Source organism: Frigoribacterium sp. VKM Ac-1396, assembly GCF_015350895.1.
In the GTDB taxonomy this organism is placed as follows: domain Bacteria; phylum Actinomycetota; class Actinomycetes; order Actinomycetales; family Microbacteriaceae; genus Frigoribacterium.
On the sequence record NZ_JADKSD010000003.1, the window covers coordinates 106034 to 123540 of the forward strand.

The window sequence follows — 17507 nt, forward strand, 5'->3', positions numbered from 1 at the left end:
CTCTCGAGGCGGAGGCCGGGGCGGTGTACGGTGCCGACCATGGACCGACGACGTTCCGCAGACGGGGGCGAGGTCACCCCGCCGACCGATGACACGGGTGTGCCGTTCGTGGCAGACGAGCGAGGCGGGGTGCAGGCTGCCCGCGAGGCGCCCGGCGACCAGGGCGGCGTCGACCTCGGCAGCGTCGACGACGATCTGGCTATCGACCGGGGCCGGCCGATCGGCTTCTGGCTGAAGCTCGTCGACGGGCTCGTCGACCGTCGGTTCGACGAGGTGCTCGACGAGCACGGCGTGACCCGTCGGCAGTGGCAGTTGCTCAACCTGCTCGAACGCGGCCCGGCGACGCGGGCCACCCTCGACGCGGCCGTCGCTCCCTTCCTCGACCCGGCGTCGGGCGAGTCGAGCGCCGACCACCTGTCCGAGCTCGTCGAGAGCGGGTGGGTGAGCCTCGCGACCGACGGCGTCGGAGACGGGCGCTACGCCCTGACCGAGCGGGGCGGCCTCGCCCACCGCAAGCTGGTCGACGTCGTCGAGGGCATCCGCGACGAGGCCGTGCAGGGTGCCGAGCCGGGCGCCTACGCGACCACCGTGAGGTTCCTCCGCACGGCGGCGCTCAACCTCGGTTGGCGTCCCTGACGCCCGGTGCCGGTGCCGCGTCCGGCGTCGGCGAGCCCGGGAGGCGCGGCGTCAGGCCCGCAAGAACACCCACCAGATCATGAGCATCGTCACGACGAAGCCGCTGACGAAGTTGAGCGCCAAGAACCGCCGCCACCCCCGGTTGACCTCTTCGGCCCGGTCGTCGGTGACGTTCCACCAGGGCGCGCAGCTGATCGCGTAGGGCAGGGTCAAGAGCGCCGCCAACGGGCCGGGCCACTCGGTGAAGGTCAGCAGCACGCCGGCGAGCAGGTAGGCGACGACCGACAGGCGGACGGTCGCCCGCGCACCGATCTCGGTCGCGATCGACGAGATGCCGCCCTCGCGGTCGGCCAGGACGTCCTGCACGGCGCCGAACGCGTGGCTCGCGACCCCCCACAAGAAGAACGCGCCGAGCAGGGCCCACAGTTCGGGCGTGAACGACGCCCCGGCAAGCACGAGACCGTAGACGGCGGGGCTGACGAAGTGCGTGCTCGAGGTGATCGAGTCGACGAAGGGGCGCTCCTTGAAGCGCAGGCCGGGTGCCGAGTAGGCGATCACGGCGAAGACGCTCACGGCCAGCACGAGCCAGCTCAGCGGACTGCCGACCGCCACCAGGAACACCAAGAAGGGCACGTTCGTGATCACGGCGGCGCGCAACGTCGTGCGGTGCAGGCTCCGGTCGAGCAACGCGCCCTCGACGCCGCCCTTGCGCGGGTTGTGCAGGTCGCTCTCGTAGTCGAACACGTCGTTGATGCCGTACATCGCGAGGTTGTAGGGGACCAAGAAGTACAGGGCGCCGACGACCAGCACGAGCCAGTCCACCGGGCCCAGGGCGTTCTCGGACGCCGAGAAGATGACGGCCTGGGTGCCGGTCGGCGCCACGTCGACCTGCGACAGCGGCCCGTACGAGCCGAGGTACCCGGTCGTCGTGGGCGCGAGCAACGAGGTCAAGACGTACGCCGCCGCGAACGGGAACGCGGTGTTGATCCAGCTCAGGGGCCGGGACGAGACGAACAGGGCCTTGAGCGTGTTCACGAGCGCGCCTCCTTCGCCGTCTGCTTCGTCGGCGGCGACGCCGCCGGCGCGCGGGGCACCTTGGGGCCACCCAGCAGCACCCACACCGACGGCAGCAGCACGAGGGCGGCGACCGCGTAGGCGAAGTCCTCGAGCGGGGCGATGCCCACGAAGACGCCGCTGATGCGCGAGGCGTCGTAGCCGACCAGGCCGATGCCGATCATGACGTTGTCGAACACCGCGGTCATGACGAGCAGCACCCCCGTCGCGATGCCCGCGCCCAGCACGACCTCGCGACGCCGACGCGTCGACGCCGCGGGCGACGAGGAGGCGCGCGCGGCCCGGCCACGGACCGCCGCGGTCACCAGCGCCAGCACCCCGACCACGGCGACGATCGCGAGGAACACCGCGTTCACGGCCCAGTAGGTCACGACGCCGCTCCGTCCGTCGAGCGTGCCGCCGGCGCACCGTCGGCCACCGCCGGTGACGCCTCGCGGCGGTCGAGCACGGCCACCGCGATCGTCCGGGCCGCGGCCAGCAGGTTCATCGTCAGGTAGCAGAGCAGGGTGAGGAAGAACACCTCTTCGAGCGGCAGCTCGGTCGCCACCAGCACACCGGTCATGAACGAGGTCTCGCCGCGGAAGAAGATGCCGAGGTCGATGCCGACGACGTCCCAGATGAGGAAGAACACGACGCCGACCAGCAGCGTCACCGCCGCCCGGGGCACGTCGCGCCAGAAGAACAGGTGGAACCTGCGGTCGAGCATCACCATGCCGAACAGCGAGACGAGCAGCGCCGCGAGGTAGACGAAGCCCATCAGCCGGCGGCGGGCTCGGGGAGCGGCTCGGTGCTCGTGTCGCCTCGGAGGTTCTTGAGCAGCACCTCGGCGCTGATCAGGCACATGGGCAGGCCGATTCCCGGGCGGACCGAACCGCCGGCGTAGAACAGCGAGTCGACGCGCCTCGAGACGTTGCCCGTGCGGAACAGCGCGCTCTGCGCGAGCGTGTGGGCGGGCCCGAGCATGCTGCCGCTCCAGGCGTTGACGTCGTCGACGAAGTCGCGCGGGCCCCGGGTGCGTCGCACGACGACGCGGTCGGCGAGGTCGGGCACGTGCGCCCACTCGGCGATCTGGGCGATGACGCCGTCGGCGAGGCGCTCGATCATCGGATCGCCGTCACCGTCGACGTCGCCCGAGCCCAGCGACGGGTCGGCGGGCAACGGCACGAGCACGAAGAGGTTCGTGTGGCCGGCCGGGGCCGTCGACGGGTCGACCGTGCTGGGCTTGCAGACGTAGAGCGACGGCGGGTCGGGGATGCGCTTCTCGGCGCCGAAGATGCGCTCGAAGTTCTCGTGCCAGTCGCGGGCGAAGAGCAGCGTGTGGTGCTCGAGCTCGGGGATCTCGCCCTCGACGCCCAGGTACATGAGCAGGGCGCTCGGCCCGGGGTTCTTCGTCGACCAGTACTTCTCGTCGTAGGTGCGCAGCTCGCGCGGCAGCAGCGTCGTCTCGGTGTGGTGCAGGTCGGCGGCGCTCACGACGAGGTCGGCGTCGGCCCGGTGGGTCGCCCCCTCGGCGTCGGTCCAGTCAACCCCGGTCGCCTCGGCCGTGGCCTTCGACCCGCGGGGCAGTGCGGCGCCCTCGGCGCCCAGCGGCTGCGTGACGACGGCCGTCACCGTGGCACCGGTGACGATCGTGACGCCCGCCTCGACGGCCACGTCGCGGATGGCCTCGATCACCGAGATCAGGCCGCCCCGGGGGTACAGCACGCCGTCGTCGAGGTCGAGGGTGCTCATCAGGTGGTACATGCTCGGGGTGTCGAACGGCGACGAGCCGAGGAACACCGCGGGGTAGCCGAGGATCTGCCGGAGGCGCGGGTCGGTCACCGTCCGCGAGGCGAACGAGTCGAGGTTCGTCAGCAGCAGGCGCGCGAGCTTGGGCATCCGGACGAGCACGTCGCCGCGCAGCAGGGGCGAGAGGCTGCCGAAGCTCGTGTAGAGGAACCTCCGCTTGGCGATCTCGTAGGTGTCGCGGGCCGAGCGCAGGTACCGACGCATGCGGTCGCCGCTGCCGGGCTCGACGCGGTCGAAGAGCTCGACGTTCTGCTCGAGGCCGCGCGGCACGTCGATCGGTGCGCTGGCCGCGGGGTCGCCCGGCGTCGGCTCGAACAGCACGCGGTAACCCGGGTCGAGTTCGACCAGGTCGAGCCGCTCGGCGGCCGAGGTGCCCATCAGGCGGAAGAAGTGGTCGAACACCTCGGGCATCAGGTACCAGCTCGGCCCGAGGTCGAAGCGGAAGCCTTCGTGCGACCACGACCCGGCGCGGCCGCCGACCTCGTCGTTCTTCTCGAGCAGGGTGACCTCGTGGCCCTCGCGGGCCAGCAGGGCGGCGGACGCGAGACCGCTGATGCCGCCGCCGACCACGACGACGCGGCGACCGTGCCGCGTGACGCTGAGGCCGTGCGAGACGTCGGGCGCTCCCGTGCCGGCACCCGTCGCGCCGCGGTCGACCGACCCGCGGCTCACGAGCGGGCCTCGGGCAGGCGCGTCACGCGACCGGCGGCCGCACCGGCCGCGATGCGCACCTTGACGGGGTTCGGCACGCGCACGCGCGCCCGGACCAGCGAGGAGGCGGGGGTCGCCTCGAGGCGCCGGTTCAGCTCGGCGAACAGGCCGTGGGCCAGGGCCACCGCACGACGTGAACTCGTCGGCAGCACGGGGATGATCTCGCCGCTCACGCGGAGGTCGTCGTCGATGTCTCGCACCAGTCTCGTCTTGGTCTGCTCGTCGAACGAGGTCACGTCGACCCCGGGGAAGTAACTGCGGCCGAGCTGCTCGAAGTCGGCCGCGAGGTCGCGCAGGAAGTTCACCTTCTGGAACGCCGCACCCAGCCGGCGGGCGCCCTCTTCGAGCTCGGCCACGGTGCTCGGGGGGAACGCGTGGCCGTGCAGGAACGCCTTGAGGCACATCAGGCCGACGACCTCGGCCGAGCCGTACACGTAGGCGTCGAACGAGGCCTGGTCGTGCTCGCGGGCGCTGAGGTCGGCCCGCATCGAGGCGAAGAACGGGGCGGTCAGCTCGGCTCCGAACCCGGTGGCCCGTGCGGTGCGGGCGAAGGCGTGGACGACGAGGTTCGGGCTGAAGCCCTCGACCAGGGCCCGCTCGGTCTCGGCCTCGAACCCGTCGAGCAGCCGGCCGGCGGCCTCGACCCCGAGACCCGCCTCGGTCGCGGGCCCGTCGACGATCTCGTCGGCCACGCGCACGAGCGCGTAGACGTTCTCGACGTGCTGACGCACGTCGCCGCCCAGCAGGCGCGAGGCCAGCCCGAACGACGTGGAGTAGCGGCGGATGACGCCGCCCGCGGTCGCGTCGGCGACGGAGTCGTAGAGCGACAGGCCGGTCATCGCACCCTCTCGAGGACGTCCTGCACGACCGGCGTCAACGCCTCGCGCAGCGCCTCGGAGACCTCGGGGCGGTCGAGCACGTCCAACGCCCGGCGGGCGTGCTGCTCGACGAGGCCCTCGGCGAAGGCCCGGGCCCCGCTGACCTCGAGCCGACCACGAACGTGCTCGGCCTCGGCCTCGCTGAGGTCGGCCTTGCCGATGAAGGGCTGGATCGAGAACCACTCGTCGGTGGTGGCGGCGTGCGCGACGAGCACGGTGCGCTTGCCCTCTCGCAGGTCGCCCCGCGTGGTCTTGCCGGTGGCCTCTTCGGTGCCGAAGACCCCGAGCAGGTCGTCGACGACCTGGTAGGCGACCCCGACCTCGCGACCGAAGTCGCCGACGGCCGTGACGACCGCCTCGCCGGCACCGGCCAGCACCGCGCCGGCCTGCAGGGGTGCCTCGAACGAGTAGACGGCGGTCTTGGCGCGCTCCATGTCGAGGATCTCGTCGACCGTCGGCAGGTCGGCGGACAGCGAGAACTCGACGTCGACCATCTCGCCGCCGGCGCTGACGAAGATCGCCTCGTCGAGCAGGTCGAGCAGCCGGGTGCGGACGTGGTCGGCGCACCCGATGCCGAGCAGCATGCGACTGGCGCCCGTCAGGGCCAGGTCGCCGGCGATGACGGCCGCCGACATGCCCCGGTGCTCTGCCGCGGGCGTCGGGATGCCGGCCGTCGTGGCGGTGTCGCGGTAGCTGCCCGAGACGTTGGGGATGCCGCGTCGCGAGAAGTCGCGGTCGATGACGTCGTCGTGGACGATCAGGGCCGTGTGCAGCAGCTCGAAGGCCGCGCCGACGCGGGCCACGGCCTCGTCGTCGTCACCCCCGAGGGCGTCGTACGCCGTGAAGACCATGCGGGGCCGGAACCGTTTGCCCCCGGCGCTGTTGCGCTCGAGCACCGACCAGAGGTCGACGTAGCGCCAACCCACCGACTCGGCGCGGCGCTTGGCCAGAGCGAAGAAGTCGTCGAGGACGGCGTCGACACGATCGTGTCTCGCCCGCGTGCCTGCGTGCAGGTGATCACCGTCCACCAGGGCAGACTACCTCTCATGACCCGTGAGACCCCGACGACCCGTCCCCAGCCGACCTCCGGCGGCGACGGGGGCACGCACGACGAGCTCGTCGTGCTGCTGGCCGACGATGGCACGCCCGTCGGCACCACCGCGAAGGCGACGGTGCACACGGCGGCGACGCCGCTGCACCTGGCCTTCAGCTGCCACGTCACCGACGACCTCGGCCGCGTCCTCGTCACCCGTCGCGCCCTGTCGAAGAAGACCTGGCCCGGCGTCTGGACCAACTCGTTCTGCGGCCACCCCGCCCCCGGCGAGACGCCGGCCGAGGCCCTGATGCGCCGAGCCCACCAAGAGCTCGGCATGGAGGTCCGCGACGTCGAGGTGATCCTGCCCGAGTTCCGCTACCTGGCCACCGACGCGTCCGGCGTCGTCGAGAACGAGATCTGCCCCGTCTTCACGGCCCGTGCCGTGGGCCTGCCCGACCCGTCGCCCGACGAGGTCGCCGAATGGGCGTGGGTCGAGCCCGACGAGCTGCGCGACGCCGTCGCGGCCGCCCCCTTCGCGTTCTCGCCCTGGTTGGGCTGGCAGCTGGCCGCCTGGCCCGCCTGAGGGCGACCGACCCTCGAACCTAGCCCTCGTCGGACGGGCTGACAAGCCCCTCGCGAGCACCCGCGACCGCTCGTATCGTATCGGTCGAGGCACCGGGCGCGACGTCCGGTCGACGACGGTGGGAGGCGATCGTGGAGTCCCGTTACGAGAGCGACGAGACGACGTCGCCCCTCGCCATCCACCCGTACCCGAAGCAGCAGTCCCGACCGGCCGGCAGCACCGACCGCCGGACGGCGGACCAGGAGGCGCGGGCCGCCTCCCCCGGCGCCCGTCCCGTCCGCTACGAGGACTTCTTCGAGGACGACGAAGGCGCGAGCCGGTCCGCCTGACCCGGCCCGCGCCTCCTGCGCTCGTCCCGCCGCGCGTCGCCTAGCGCGGACGCAGCGCGTACGCCGCGGGGCAGTCGAACGGGTCGCGAGCCGAGAGGCCGACACGGTTGAGGTAGCGGATGACGATCGCGTACGACGCGCCGATCGTGGCCTCGGTGTAGGGGATGCCGTGCTCGGCGCAGTGCGCCTTGACGAGGGCGCTGGCCGCCCGCAGGTTCGGGCGCGCCATGCTCGGGAAGAGGTGGTGCTCGATCTGGTAGTTGAGCCCACCCATGAAGGCCGTCGAGTGACGCCCGACGATGTTGCGCGAGGTGAGCACCTGCTTGCTGAGGAAGTCGACCTTGGCCCCCTCGGGGATGATCGGCATGCCCTTGTGGTTGGGCGCGAACGACGACCCCATGTAGAGCCCGAAGACGGCCATCTGCACCCCGATGAACGCGAACGCCATGCCGAGCGGCAGGAACCAGAACACGACGCCGAAGTAGGCGACGAGACGCACGGCGATCAGCGTGATCTCGAGCGCGCGGCCCTCGACCTTCTCGCGACCGAGCAGCGTGCGGAACGACGTGACGTGGAGGTTGACGCCCTCGCCGAGCAGCAGCGGGAAGAAGAAGTACCCCTGACGGCGGGTGATGAAGCCGAGCACGCCGCGGGCCTTGGCCGCGTCCTCTTCGAGGAACGAGATCGTGTCGAACGCGATGTCGGGGTCTTTGCCCTTGGTGTTGGGGTTGGCGTGGTGACGGCTGTGCTTGGTCATCCACCACGCGTAGCTGATGCCGACGACGCCGGCGGCGAGCACGCGGCCGACCTTGTCGTTGCGCGTGCCCGACTCGAACACCTGGCGGTGCGAGGCCTCGTGGGTGAGGAACGCGAACTGCGTGAGGATGATGCCGAGCGCACCCGCGATCAGCAGCTGGAACCAGCTCGAACCCAGCAGGACGAACCCGGTGGCCGCGCCGCCGAGGCAGGCCACGAGGACGACGAAGACGGTGACGTAGAAGCCGGTGCGGCGTTTGAGCAGCCCGGCCTCGCGCACGGACTTGAGCAGGCTCGAGTAGGTGCTCGTGGGCTTGCCGACCTGGCCGGCGACGGTGGGGCGGAACCCGGCCGGCGCGGCACCCGCGGGGGCGTGGACGATCAGGGGACGTGAGGTTCGAGGGGTCGTGGGGACGGTGGCGGTCATCGGGGCTCCCGCGGCTGGTCGACTTCTCAGCCGGGTGGAGGGACCGGAGGCGGCCCGCAGATGTTGCGACGCTAACGGCGCGGGCTGGGAAGAGGTCGGGAGATCGCCCGGCCCGGCTGAGCTTGCCGAACCGACATGTCACACGTAACCTACCGGGGTGACAGCCAGCTTCGTCGAACGCCTGAGCGGGGTCGTGCACGACCTCGAGCAGGTTCCCTACCGGACGGGCGAGCGAAACGCCCGGCAGGGCTTCGGCCTCCGCGAGAGCGCGATCGAGGCCGCCGCGTCGGACGCTCCGGCCCGCGAGGTCGAGATCACGGGGCTCGAGCTCGTGGTCGAGATCTGGCCCGACGCCAAGGACGGCCACGGGTCGTGGGTCACGGGCGGCACGGTGCTGGGCACGGGCCTCCGGCCGGCCTCCGTCGTCGCCGGTTACGTCGACCTGCTGTTCATGAGCACCGAGGGGGTGCGTCGCACCTACTACCGCCTGCTGACCGTCGACGACCCCGACCCCGACGTCGCGACGGTCCGGCTCGTCGAGTGCGTGAAAGAGGTGGGCCACGACTGGCGGTCCACCTGGGCGGACGCGTCGACGGTCTACACCCGGGTGAGCCGGCTTCCGACGGGGGTGCTGATCGCGGCCGAGCTCGACACGGCCGAGGGGCTCGCCTTCACCCGGCGCGTGATGGACGGCGTGCTGACCGGGCTGGCGCTCGAGTCCGAGGGTGTGCTCCGCGTCACGCCCTGCGGCATGGCCCGCCAGCTCACGACGCTCACGGGCCGTGGCTGGCCGTTGACCTTCGGCACCGCCCGCCGCCTGGCGTTCAGGAGCGCGCGGTAAACTCTGCGGGTCCCCCACCCGTGAAAGAGGTCTCGTGTCGCCTGCGCACCACGACTCCGGCGCGAGCGCCCCCGTGGCGTCGAGCGACCCCTCGATCCAGGGCGTCGACGCGTCGCCGTCGGCGTACTGGCCCGTCCCCGTGCTGCGCGCCGTGCCCGCCCTCGCGGCCGCCGCGGCGATCACCTTCAACCCCGACCACTCGCCCCAGGTGGGCCTCGTGACCTTCGGTTCGGCCGCCGTCGTCGGCGGGGTCGTCCTCGCCGTGGGGTCGGCCCTGCGTCTCGCCGACCGCTCCAGCCGCACCATCGCCGTCCTGCAAGGCGTCGTCGGCGCCGTGATCGGTGCCCTCTGCCTCGTCTTCTCGCACGGGCAGCTGCCCGTGCTCGTCGCCTTCGTCACGGCCTGGGCCGTCCTGACCGGCGTCCTCGAACTGCTCACCGGCCTGCGTCGACGCCGCCGCTCGCCCCTGGCCCGCGACTGGACGACCGTGGGGGTGCTCACGCTCGCTCTCGCCGTGGTCTTCCTGGTCGTCCCGCCCGACTACAGCCAGCAGCTCGGCGGCATCGAGCAGATCGAGGGCGAACTGACGTCCTCGACCGTGCTCGTCGGCATCTTGGGCGCGTACGGCGCCCTGGTCGGCGTGTTCCTCGTGATCGCCGGACTCTCGCTCAAATGGCAGACCGGGCACCCGGCCGCTGCCGACACCCCTGACGACAAGGCACGCACGTCATGACCCACCCCACCTGGCGCGATCGGTTCCGTCCCGCCGAGTTCCTCGGCCTGTCGGCGATCTTCGCCGCCTTCGTCGGCCTCGTCGTGCTGATGACGACCCGCGACCTGCAACTCGCGCTGATCTTCGGCTGCGTCGGGTTCATCGTCGCGCTCGTCGTGATCGCGATGCTCGCCCTCGCGGCGAAGCCGAACGACGACGAGCGACACGAGATCGACGACGCCGACAAGCCCCGCGGTCACTGACGCGGGCCGTCCGGCCGCCCGGCGCGGACCGCCTGGGTGACCGGGGCGGGTCGACCCCACCGGTCTGGCCGCGCCTTCTGGGTCTGGCCGCGCCTCGCCACCCGACCCGCGCCTCCTCGGCGTCAGGCCAGGCGGTCGACCAGCTGCGAGGCGATGCCGGTGTAGGTCGCCGGGGTCAGCGCCACGAGGCGGGCCTTGGCGTCGTCCGAGACGTCGAGGCCTTCGACGAACGACACGAGCTCGGCCTGGCCGACGCGCTTGCCGCGGGTCAGCTCTTTGAGCATCGCGTAGGGGTCCGAGATGGACGATCGGCCGGCGACGACCTCGGCGCGCACCACGGTCTGGATCGCCTCGGCGAGGACCTCCCAGTTGCCGTCGAGGTCGGCCTCGAGCGCCACGGTGCCCACGGCGATCTCGCCGAGGCCACGACGCAGGTTGTCGAGGGCGAGCATCGAGTGACCGAACGCGACCCCGATGTTGCGCTGGGCCGACGAGTCGGTCAGGTCGCGTTGCTGGCGGCTGGTGACGAGGGTCGAGGCGAGCGAGTCGAACAGTGCCGACGAGATCTCGAGGTTGGCCTCGGCGTTCTCGAAGCGGATCGGGTTGATCTTGTGGGGCATCGTCGACGACCCGGTCGCCCCGGCCTGCGGGATCTGGGTGAAGTAGCCCATCGAGATGTACGACCACACGTCGGTGGCGAGGTTGTGCAGGACGCGGTTCGCGTGCGAGACGCGCGAGTAGAGCTCGGCCTGCCAGTCGTGCGACTCGATCTGGGTCGTCAGGGGGTTGAAGGTCAGGCCGAGCGCGTCCTCGACGAACGACCGGGCCGTCTCGGGCCAGTCGAGCGCGGGGTCGGCGACGACGTGCGCCGAGAACGTGCCGGTCGCGCCGCTGAACTTGCCGAGGAACTCGGTGCCGACGATCTGGGCGCGGAGGCGCTGGAGGCGGTGGGCGAAGACGGCGAACTCCTTGCCGACGGTGGTCGGGGTCGCCGGCTGGCCGTGGGTGTGCGCGAGCATCGGGACGTCGCGGGCATCGGTGGCCCACGTCGTCAGGGCGGCCAGGACGGCGTCGAAGGCCGGCAGCCAGACGTCGACGAGGGCCGCCCTGACGGTGACCGCGTACGAGAGGTTGTTGACGTCCTCGCTCGTGCAGGCGAAGTGGGTCAGCTCGGCGATGCCGTCGAGCCCGAGTTCGGCGAGGCGGGCCCGCACGAAGTACTCGACCGCCTTGACGTCGTGACGCGTCGTCGCCTCGAAGCCGGCGAGCTCGTCGATCGCCGGCTGGCCGAAGTCGGTCACGACGGCTCGCAGCGCACGCTTCTGCTCGTCGTCGAGCGGGGTCGAACCGAAGGCGCCCCGGTCGGTCTGGGCGATGAGCCACTCGACCTCGACGTGCACCCGCGCCCGGTTCAGCCCCGCCTCGCTGAGGTGGTCGCCGAGCGATCCGACCGACGTGCGGTAGCGGCCGTCGAGCGGGCTGAGGGGCTGAGGAGGCAACGTCATGACTGTCCCTTGCGGAGTGCGGGTTCGATCTGGCGGAAGAGGGCCGTGCAGGCGCGCTCGACCATGTCGAGCACCTCGTCGAAGAGTCCTGCATCGGAGTAGTACGGGTCGGGGACGTCGAGACCGCCACCCGCCGGCGCCGCGTCGGGGGCGAAGGTGAGCAGCAGCTGCACCTTCGAACGGTCGGCGTCGTCGCCTGCCCAGGCCCGGAGGATGCGCTCTTGGCCGCGATCGAACGCCACCACGAGGTCGTAGCGGGCGAAGTCGTCGGCCTCGAACTGCTTTGCCCGGTGCCGCGAACCATCGTAGCCGCGACGCCCGAGGGCCTCGACGGTGCGCGGGTCCGCCCCCTCGCCGACGTGCCAGTCGCCGGTGCCCGCGCTGGTCACCTCGATGCGGTCGCCGAGCCCGGCGTCGTGGCTGAGCGACCGCAACACGGTCTCGGCCATGGGCGAGCGGCAGATGTTGCCCGTGCAGACGAAGCAGATGCGGAACCGGTTCACCGCTCCCGGTCACCCCGCCCGACGACGGGGCGGACGACGACGCCGATGGCCCAGGCGAAGACGGCGAGCACGACGGCGCCGAGCACGCCCCACCAGAAGCCGTCGACCGTCAGCCCGAAGCCGAACAGGCCCGAGATCCACGCCACGATCAGCAGCAGCAGCCCGTTGACGACGAGCGCGATGAGCCCGAGGGTCAGGATGTACAGGGGGAACGCCACCACGCGGATGGCCGTGCCGACCACGCCGTTGACGACCCCGAACACGAAGGCGATCAGCAAGAAGGTCAGGATCGTCTCGACGGTCCCCCCGTCGCCGTACGGCGTCACCCTCACCCCCGACACGAGCAGCGTGGTGAGCCACAGGGCCACCGCGTTGATGAGCAGCCTCACGACGAATCGGGTCATGCCCCCATCATGCCGACCTCTCGTCCACAGGCGGTAGTGCCCGAGCGCATCCCCGAGGAGGCGCGGTGCCCTGACGCGACGCGGGCCCCGCCCCATAGGCTGGCCGCGTGACCACTCCCGTACGACTCCGCCCCGAGATCGCCGCCCTGCCGCCCTACCGGCAGGGCAAGCAGGCGTCGCCCGACGCCTTCAAGCTGTCGTCGAACGAGAACCCGTTCGAACCGCTGCCCTCGGTGGTCGAGGCCGTCCGCGGTGCCGTGTCGCTCAACCGCTACCCCGACGCCTCGGCGACCGCGTTGCGGACGGCCCTCGCCACGCGCTTCGGCGTCACCGTCGACGAGGTGCACGTCGGCGCGGGGTCGGTCTCGTTGCTCGCCCAGTTCGTGCTCGCGGCGGCTTCGGTCGGCGACGAGGTCGTCTACGCCTGGCGGTCGTTCGAGGCCTACCCGGGGCTCGTCACGGTGGCCGGTGCGACCAGCGTGCAGGTGCCGCTGCGGGCCGACGGCGGTCACGACCTCGAGGCCATGGCGGCCGCGGTGACCGACCGCACCCGCGTCGTGATCGTCTGCTCGCCGAACAACCCGACGGGCACGACCGTGTCGACGGCCGAGTTCGAGACGTTCATGGCCGCCGTCCCCGACGACGTGCTCGTCCTGCTCGACGAGGCCTACGCCGAGTTCGTCACCGACAGCACGGCCGTCGACGGCGAGACGCTCACCGAGCTGCACCCGAACCTCGTCCTGCTGCGCACGTTCTCGAAGGCCTACGGGCTGGCCGCGCTGCGCGTCGGGTACGCGATCGGCGCCTCCTACCTGCTCGACGCCGCCCGGTCGACGGCCATCCCCCTCGCCGTGACCGAGCAGGGCGCGGCCGCGGCGCTGGCGTCGCTCGAGCACGCCGACGAGCTGCTCGCCCGGGTCGACCGCATCGTGCTGCTGCGCGACCAGGTGCGCCGTGCCCTGCTCGACCAGGGCTGGTCGGTGCCCGAGGCGCAGGGCAACTTCGTCTGGCTCGCCACGGGCGAGCACACGGCGGCCGCCGCACAGGTCTTCGCCGACCACGGGGTCGTCGTCCGCCCGTTCGCGGGCGAGGGCGTGCGCGTCACGATCGGCGAACCGTCGTCGGTCGACAAGCTGCTGCACGCCGCCCAGCAGGTCGTCGACCTCACATCCCGGTGACGGCATATGCCGCGGAATAGATTGGACGCCATGTCCCCCTCCGAAGCGAACGACGCGCCCGCGCCCGTCCAGCTGTTGTCGCCGTCCGGCGAGGTGGTCGAGTCCGCCGCGGCCGACGAGTTCCGCCCGTTCGTCGACGCGCTCGGCGACGACGACCTCCGCGCCCTGCACCGCGACATGGTGCTGACCCGACGGTTCGACCGCGAGGCCGCGGCGCTCGCCCGCCAGGGCCAGCTCGCCCTCTGGGTGCCGAGCCACGGCCAAGAGGGTGCGCAGGTGGGCCTCGCCCACGCCACCCGCCCCCAGGACCACCTCTTCCCGTCGTACCGCGAGCACGCCGTCGCCCTGTCGCGCGGCATCGACCCGGTCGACATCCTGCGCCTGCTGCGCGGGCACACGCACGGCGGCTGGAACCCCGCCGAGCACCAGAACTTCCACGTCTACACGCTGGTCATCGGCTCGCAGACCCTGCACGCGACCGGTTACGCGATGGGCCTCACCCTCGACGGCAAGAGCGGCACGGGCGACCCCGAGGTCGACGAGGCCGTGGTCACCTTCTTCGGCGACGGCGCCACGAGCCAGGGCGACGTCAGCGAGGCCCTCGTCTTCGCCGCGAGCTTCCAGACGCCCGAGCTGTTCTTCCTGCAGAACAACCAGTGGGCGATCAGCGTGCCCGTCTCGCGTCAGTCGCGCACGCCCCTCGTCGCCCGGGCCGGCGGCTTCGGCATCCCCGGCACGCAGGTCGACGGCAACGACGTGCTCGCGAGCTACGCCGTCAGTCGACGCGACCTCGAGGCCGCCCGCGCCGGGGGCGGCCCCCGCTTCATCGAGGCGCTGACCTACCGCGTCGGCGCCCACACCTCGTCCGACGACCCGACCAAGTACCGCACCGACGACGAGCTGCAGTCGTGGATCGCCCGCGACCCGATCACGCGGTTCGAGGCCTTCCTGCGCGGCCGGGGCGAGGGCGACGGCTTCTTCGCCGACCTCGAGGCCGAGGGCGACGACCTCGGGGCCGACGTGCGTCGACGTACCGTCACCCTGCCGAACCCCGACCCGGGCCTGATCTTCGACCACGTGTACTCCGAGCCGCACCCGCTCATGGTCGAGCAGAAGCAGTGGCTGGCGACCTACGAGCAGAGCTTCGGCAGCGCGGGCGACACCGTGCGCACCGACGAGGGGGCATCATGACCGACACCGTCGAGACCGCGACGAGCGCGGACGAACCGACCCGCGCCTCCGTGCAGACCATGCCGCTCGGCAAGGCGATCAACGCCGGCCTCCGCAAGGCGCTGGCCGACGACCCCCGCGTGCTGCTGATGGGTGAAGACATCGGCACGCTCGGCGGGGTCTTCCGCGTGACCGAGGGGCTGCAGGCCGAGTTCGGCGAGAAGCGCGTCATCGACACCCCGCTCGCCGAGTCGGGCATCGTCGGCACCGCCATCGGACTCGCCATGGGTGGCTTCCGCCCGGTCTGCGAGATCCAGTTCGACGGCTTCATCTACCCCGGCTTCGACCAGATCACCTCGCAGCTCGCGAAGCTGACGAACCGGCACGAGGGCGCCCTCACGATGCCCGTCGTGATCCGGGTGCCCTACGGCGGTCACATCGGCGCCGTCGAGCACCACCAAGAGAGCCCCGAGGCGTACTTCGCCCACACGGCGGGCCTGCGCGTCGTCAGCCCCAGCACGCCGCACGATGCGTACTGGATGATCCAAGAGGCCATCGCCTCGAACGACCCCGTGATGTTCTTCGAGCCCAAGAGCCGGTACTGGCCCAAGGGCGAGGTCGACCTGAGCGACCCGCAGGCCCCCCTGCACGCCAGCCGCGTCGTCCGCACGGGCACCGAGGTGACCCTGCTGGGTCACGGTGCCATGGTCAGCGTGCTGCTGCAGGCGGCCGAGATCGCGGCGGCCGAGGGCGTCTCGGCCGAGGTCGTCGACCTGCGGTCGCTCTCGCCCGTCGACTACGGGCCCATCCTCGAGTCGGTCCGCAAGACCGGTCGGCTCGTGGTCGCCCAAGAGGCGCCCGGGTTCGTCAGCGTCGGCAGCGAGATCGCCGCCACCGTCGCCGAGAAGGCGTTCTACTCGCTCGAGGCGCCCGTGCTGCGCGTCAGCGGCTTCGACACCCCCTTCCCTCCTGCGAAGCTCGAGACGCAGTACCTGCCAGACGCCGACCGCGTGCTCGAGGCGGTCGACCGGGCCCTGGCCTACTAGGAGTCACGACATGACCAGCGAATTCACCCTGCCCGACGTCGGCGAGGGCCTGACCGAGGCCGAGATCGTCGAGTGGAAGGTCGCCCCGGGCGACAGCGTCGAGATCAACCAGGTGCTCGTCGAGATCGAGACGGCGAAGTCGCTCGTCGAGCTGCCGTCGCCCTACGCGGGCGTCGTCGAGAGCATCCTCGTCGAGCCCGGCACCACGGTCGACGTCGGCACCCCGATCATCCGTGTCGGCGACTCGTCGGCCCCGGCCACGCCGTCGGGCCGCGCGGCCGAGTCCGAGTCGCTCGAGTCGGGCGGGCTCGCCCGCACGGCCCAGATCATCTCGCAGGGCGAAGAGGCCCTCTCGGCCCAGCGCGCCCGCCAGGTCGAACCCGTCGCCGCGGCCCCGACCGCGACGACCCCGGCTGCGACCCCTGCCCCGGCTCCGGCGCCGGCGCGTTCGGCCGACGCGGTCAGCGCCGACGGCGACACCGGCTCGGTCGCCCACGCCCCCGAGGCCCCGGCCGACTCGGGTTCGGGCGCCGTGCTCGTGGGCTACGGCGCCGCCGGCGGTCACGGCTCGACCCGTCGCCGCCGCCCCTCGCAGACCGAGGTCGACGCCCGCCAGCTGCGCGTCGCCGAGCAGGCCCGGCGCCGCCCCACCACGTCGGTGCCCGCCGCCCAGGCCCTGCCGATCATCGCCAAGCCGCCGATCCGCAAGCTGGCCAAAGACCTCGAGGTCGACCTGGCCGTGGTGCAGCCGACCGGGCTCGCCGGTGAGGTCACGCGCGACGACGTCATCCGTCACGCCCAGCAGGCCAGCGTCTTCCGCAACATCGAGACGCCCGAGTGGGGAGAAGAGCGCGTCGAGCGCATCCCGGTCAAGGGAGTCCGCAAGGCCATCGCCGCGGCCATGACGTCGTCCGCCTTCACCGCGCCGCACGTCAGCCTCTTCGTCGACGTCGACGCCACGCGCACCATGGAGTTCGTCAAGCGCCTCAAGGCCTCGCCGCAGTTCGCGGGCGTCAAGGTCTCGCCGCTGCTGATCATGGCGAAGGCCATCATCTGGGCCGTGCGCCGCAACCCGATGGTCAACTCGGCCTGGACCGACCGCGAGATCCTCGTGCGCCACTTCGTCAACCTCGGCATCGCCGCGGCCACCCCGCGCGGCCTCATCGTGCCGAACGTCAAAGAGGCCCAGTCGATGAGCCTGCTCGAGCTGGCCCAGGCCCTCGAGCAGCTGACGCTGACCGCTCGCGACGGCAAGACGACGCCGACCGACATGAAGGACGGCACGATCACCATCACGAACATCGGCGTCTTCGGCATGGACACCGGCACGCCCATCCTCAACCCGGGCGAGGTCGCGATCGTGGCCCTCGGCACGATCAAGCCCAAGGCCTGGGTGGTCGACGGCGAGGTGCGATCGCGCATGGTGACGACGATCGGTGCGAGCTTCGACCACCGCGTGGTCGACGGCGACGTCGCCAGCCGGTTCGTGGCCGACGTGGCGAGCGTCCTCGAGGAGCCGGCGCTGCTGCTCGACTGACGCCGCGCCTCCTCGGCCTCTTCCTCGTTCCTGGGAAGTCCGAGGGGGTCGGGTGCCCACCGGGCTGCGAGGGCCCGGCGTGCACTAACGTCGGAGGCAGAACGACCGGTCATGACCAGACGGGACCACC

Annotated in this window: 20 protein-coding genes; 10 read left to right on the forward strand and 10 right to left on the reverse strand. The window is 71.8% G+C overall.

All coding sequences use genetic code 11. The annotated features are described in order from the left end of the window. Positions 1-39 precede the first annotated feature (39 nt). Positions 40-636 carry a MarR family winged helix-turn-helix transcriptional regulator gene (locus ITJ55_RS12740; RefSeq protein ID WP_228498515.1) on the forward strand — a complete coding sequence of 199 codons (597 nt, stop codon included), beginning with the start codon at positions 40-42 and terminating at the stop codon, positions 634-636. A gap of 51 nt (positions 637-687) precedes the next feature. On the opposite strand, the gene ITJ55_RS12745 is transcribed toward ITJ55_RS12740, so the two are convergent. The 6 genes from ITJ55_RS12745 to ITJ55_RS12770 all read right to left on the reverse strand — a co-directional run bounded on the left by ITJ55_RS12745 (position 688) and on the right by ITJ55_RS12770 (position 6115). Further along, positions 688-1671: a prenyltransferase gene (locus ITJ55_RS12745; RefSeq protein ID WP_370544159.1), complete on the reverse strand. Its 984-nt coding sequence runs from the start codon at positions 1669-1671 to the stop codon at positions 688-690. Continuing rightward, positions 1668-2081 carry a lycopene cyclase domain-containing protein gene (locus tag ITJ55_RS12750; RefSeq protein ID WP_194595747.1) on the reverse strand — a complete coding sequence of 138 codons (414 nt, stop codon included), beginning with the start codon at positions 2079-2081 and terminating at the stop codon, positions 1668-1670. The genes ITJ55_RS12745 and ITJ55_RS12750 overlap by 4 nt, the downstream gene beginning before the upstream one ends. Beyond that, positions 2078-2467, reverse strand: a complete 390-nt coding sequence (locus ITJ55_RS12755) for a lycopene cyclase domain-containing protein (RefSeq protein WP_194595748.1) — start codon at positions 2465-2467, stop codon at positions 2078-2080. The genes ITJ55_RS12750 and ITJ55_RS12755 overlap by 4 nt, the downstream gene beginning before the upstream one ends. Further along, the gene (gene crtI / locus ITJ55_RS12760; RefSeq protein WP_194596042.1) at positions 2467-4068 is read right to left on the reverse strand and encodes a phytoene desaturase family protein; all 1602 of its coding nucleotides are present in this window, start codon (positions 4066-4068) and stop codon (positions 2467-2469) included. Before crtI ends, ITJ55_RS12755 begins: the two co-directional genes overlap by 1 nt. A gap of 98 nt (positions 4069-4166) precedes the next feature. After that, complete coding sequence (locus ITJ55_RS12765) at positions 4167-5048, reverse strand: phytoene/squalene synthase family protein (protein WP_056260553.1); 882 nt, start codon at positions 5046-5048, stop codon at positions 4167-4169. Next, positions 5045-6115 carry a polyprenyl synthetase family protein gene (locus ITJ55_RS12770; protein ID WP_370544160.1) on the reverse strand — a complete coding sequence of 357 codons (1071 nt, stop codon included), beginning with the start codon at positions 6113-6115 and terminating at the stop codon, positions 5045-5047. Before ITJ55_RS12770 ends, ITJ55_RS12765 begins: the two co-directional genes overlap by 4 nt. 18 nt (positions 6116-6133) lie before the next feature. Here ITJ55_RS12770 and idi point away from each other — a divergent pair, with 18 nt between their 5' ends. After that, entirely contained in the window at positions 6134-6706 is a 573-nt protein-coding gene (idi, locus tag ITJ55_RS12775) for an isopentenyl-diphosphate Delta-isomerase (RefSeq protein WP_194595749.1), read from the forward strand. A gap of 131 nt (positions 6707-6837) precedes the next feature. Further along, entirely contained in the window at positions 6838-7035 is a 198-nt protein-coding gene (locus ITJ55_RS12780; protein ID WP_194595750.1) for a hypothetical protein, read from the forward strand. Between the two features lie 40 nt (positions 7036-7075). Here ITJ55_RS12780 and ITJ55_RS12785 read toward each other — a convergent pair whose 3' ends face one another. Next, complete coding sequence (locus ITJ55_RS12785) at positions 7076-8218, reverse strand: acyl-CoA desaturase (RefSeq protein WP_194595751.1); 1143 nt, start codon at positions 8216-8218, stop codon at positions 7076-7078. Positions 8219-8375: 157 nt separating this feature from the next. Here ITJ55_RS12785 and ITJ55_RS12790 point away from each other — a divergent pair, with 157 nt between their 5' ends. Genes ITJ55_RS12790 through ITJ55_RS12800 form a run of 3 tightly spaced genes read left to right on the forward strand, consistent with a single transcriptional unit; the run spans position 8376 to position 10034 of the window. After that, positions 8376-9059 (forward strand): hypothetical protein, encoded by a 684-nt coding sequence (locus tag ITJ55_RS12790; RefSeq protein ID WP_194595752.1) that lies wholly within the window; start codon positions 8376-8378, stop codon positions 9057-9059. Positions 9060-9093: 34 nt separating this feature from the next. Beyond that, positions 9094-9792 (forward strand): DUF308 domain-containing protein, encoded by a 699-nt coding sequence (locus tag ITJ55_RS12795; protein WP_370544161.1) that lies wholly within the window; start codon positions 9094-9096, stop codon positions 9790-9792. After that, positions 9789-10034 carry a hypothetical protein gene (locus ITJ55_RS12800; protein ID WP_194595753.1) on the forward strand — a complete coding sequence of 82 codons (246 nt, stop codon included), beginning with the start codon at positions 9789-9791 and terminating at the stop codon, positions 10032-10034. The genes ITJ55_RS12795 and ITJ55_RS12800 overlap by 4 nt, the downstream gene beginning before the upstream one ends. Before the next feature lie 122 nt (positions 10035-10156). On the opposite strand, the gene purB is transcribed toward ITJ55_RS12800, so the two are convergent. From purB to ITJ55_RS12815, 3 genes are read right to left on the reverse strand one after another with little or no spacing between them, the layout of a single operon-like run. After that, the gene (gene purB / locus ITJ55_RS12805; RefSeq protein ID WP_194595754.1) at positions 10157-11539 is read right to left on the reverse strand and encodes an adenylosuccinate lyase; all 1383 of its coding nucleotides are present in this window, start codon (positions 11537-11539) and stop codon (positions 10157-10159) included. Next, a complete protein-coding gene (locus ITJ55_RS12810; protein ID WP_194596045.1) occupies positions 11536-11988 on the reverse strand; it encodes a low molecular weight protein-tyrosine-phosphatase in 453 nt (150 codons plus the stop codon). The genes purB and ITJ55_RS12810 overlap by 4 nt, the downstream gene beginning before the upstream one ends. Positions 11989-12038: 50 nt before the next feature. Continuing rightward, positions 12039-12446, reverse strand: a complete 408-nt coding sequence (locus ITJ55_RS12815; RefSeq protein WP_056260541.1) for a phage holin family protein — start codon at positions 12444-12446, stop codon at positions 12039-12041. Positions 12447-12553: 107 nt separating this feature from the next. Between ITJ55_RS12815 and ITJ55_RS12820 the strand changes: the two genes are divergently transcribed. From ITJ55_RS12820 to ITJ55_RS12835, 4 genes are read left to right on the forward strand one after another with little or no spacing between them, the layout of a single operon-like run. Beyond that, positions 12554-13624: a histidinol-phosphate transaminase gene (locus ITJ55_RS12820; RefSeq protein ID WP_194595755.1), complete on the forward strand. Its 1071-nt coding sequence runs from the start codon at positions 12554-12556 to the stop codon at positions 13622-13624. A gap of 30 nt (positions 13625-13654) precedes the next feature. Beyond that, a complete protein-coding gene (locus tag ITJ55_RS12825) occupies positions 13655-14815 on the forward strand; it encodes a thiamine pyrophosphate-dependent dehydrogenase E1 component subunit alpha (RefSeq protein WP_194595756.1) in 1161 nt (386 codons plus the stop codon). Next, positions 14812-15840 (forward strand): alpha-ketoacid dehydrogenase subunit beta, encoded by a 1029-nt coding sequence (locus tag ITJ55_RS12830; protein WP_228498517.1) that lies wholly within the window; start codon positions 14812-14814, stop codon positions 15838-15840. Before ITJ55_RS12825 ends, ITJ55_RS12830 begins: the two co-directional genes overlap by 4 nt. Before the next feature lie 10 nt (positions 15841-15850). After that, complete coding sequence (locus tag ITJ55_RS12835; RefSeq protein ID WP_194595757.1) at positions 15851-17377, forward strand: dihydrolipoamide acetyltransferase family protein; 1527 nt, start codon at positions 15851-15853, stop codon at positions 17375-17377. Positions 17378-17507: the final 130 nt, after the last annotated feature.

What these genes read in the sequence shown, in the direction of transcription:
- idi (WP_194595749.1), top strand. Translation starts at nt 6,134, where the DNA reads ATGACCCGTGAGACCCCGACGACCCGTCCCCAGCCGACCTCCGGCGGC.
- ITJ55_RS12825 (WP_194595756.1), top strand. Translation starts at nt 13,655, where the DNA reads ATGTCCCCCTCCGAAGCGAACGACGCGCCCGCGCCCGTCCAGCTGTTG.
- ITJ55_RS12835 (WP_194595757.1), top strand. Translation starts at nt 15,851, where the DNA reads ATGACCAGCGAATTCACCCTGCCCGACGTCGGCGAGGGCCTGACCGAG.
- ITJ55_RS12815 (WP_056260541.1), bottom strand. Translation starts at nt 12,446, where the DNA reads ATGACCCGATTCGTCGTGAGGCTGCTCATCAACGCGGTGGCCCTGTGG.
- ITJ55_RS12810 (WP_194596045.1), bottom strand. Translation starts at nt 11,988, where the DNA reads ATGGCCGAGACCGTGTTGCGGTCGCTCAGCCACGACGCCGGGCTCGGC.
- ITJ55_RS12765 (WP_056260553.1), bottom strand. Translation starts at nt 5,048, where the DNA reads ATGACCGGCCTGTCGCTCTACGACTCCGTCGCCGACGCGACCGCGGGC.
- purB (WP_194595754.1), bottom strand. Translation starts at nt 11,539, where the DNA reads ATGACGTTGCCTCCTCAGCCCCTCAGCCCGCTCGACGGCCGCTACCGC.
- ITJ55_RS12785 (WP_194595751.1), bottom strand. Translation starts at nt 8,218, where the DNA reads ATGACCGCCACCGTCCCCACGACCCCTCGAACCTCACGTCCCCTGATC.
- ITJ55_RS12830 (WP_228498517.1), top strand. Translation starts at nt 14,812, where the DNA reads ATGACCGACACCGTCGAGACCGCGACGAGCGCGGACGAACCGACCCGC.
- ITJ55_RS12800 (WP_194595753.1), top strand. Translation starts at nt 9,789, where the DNA reads ATGACCCACCCCACCTGGCGCGATCGGTTCCGTCCCGCCGAGTTCCTC.
- ITJ55_RS12755 (WP_194595748.1), bottom strand. Translation starts at nt 2,467, where the DNA reads ATGGGCTTCGTCTACCTCGCGGCGCTGCTCGTCTCGCTGTTCGGCATG.
- ITJ55_RS12740 (WP_228498515.1), top strand. Translation starts at nt 40, where the DNA reads ATGGACCGACGACGTTCCGCAGACGGGGGCGAGGTCACCCCGCCGACC.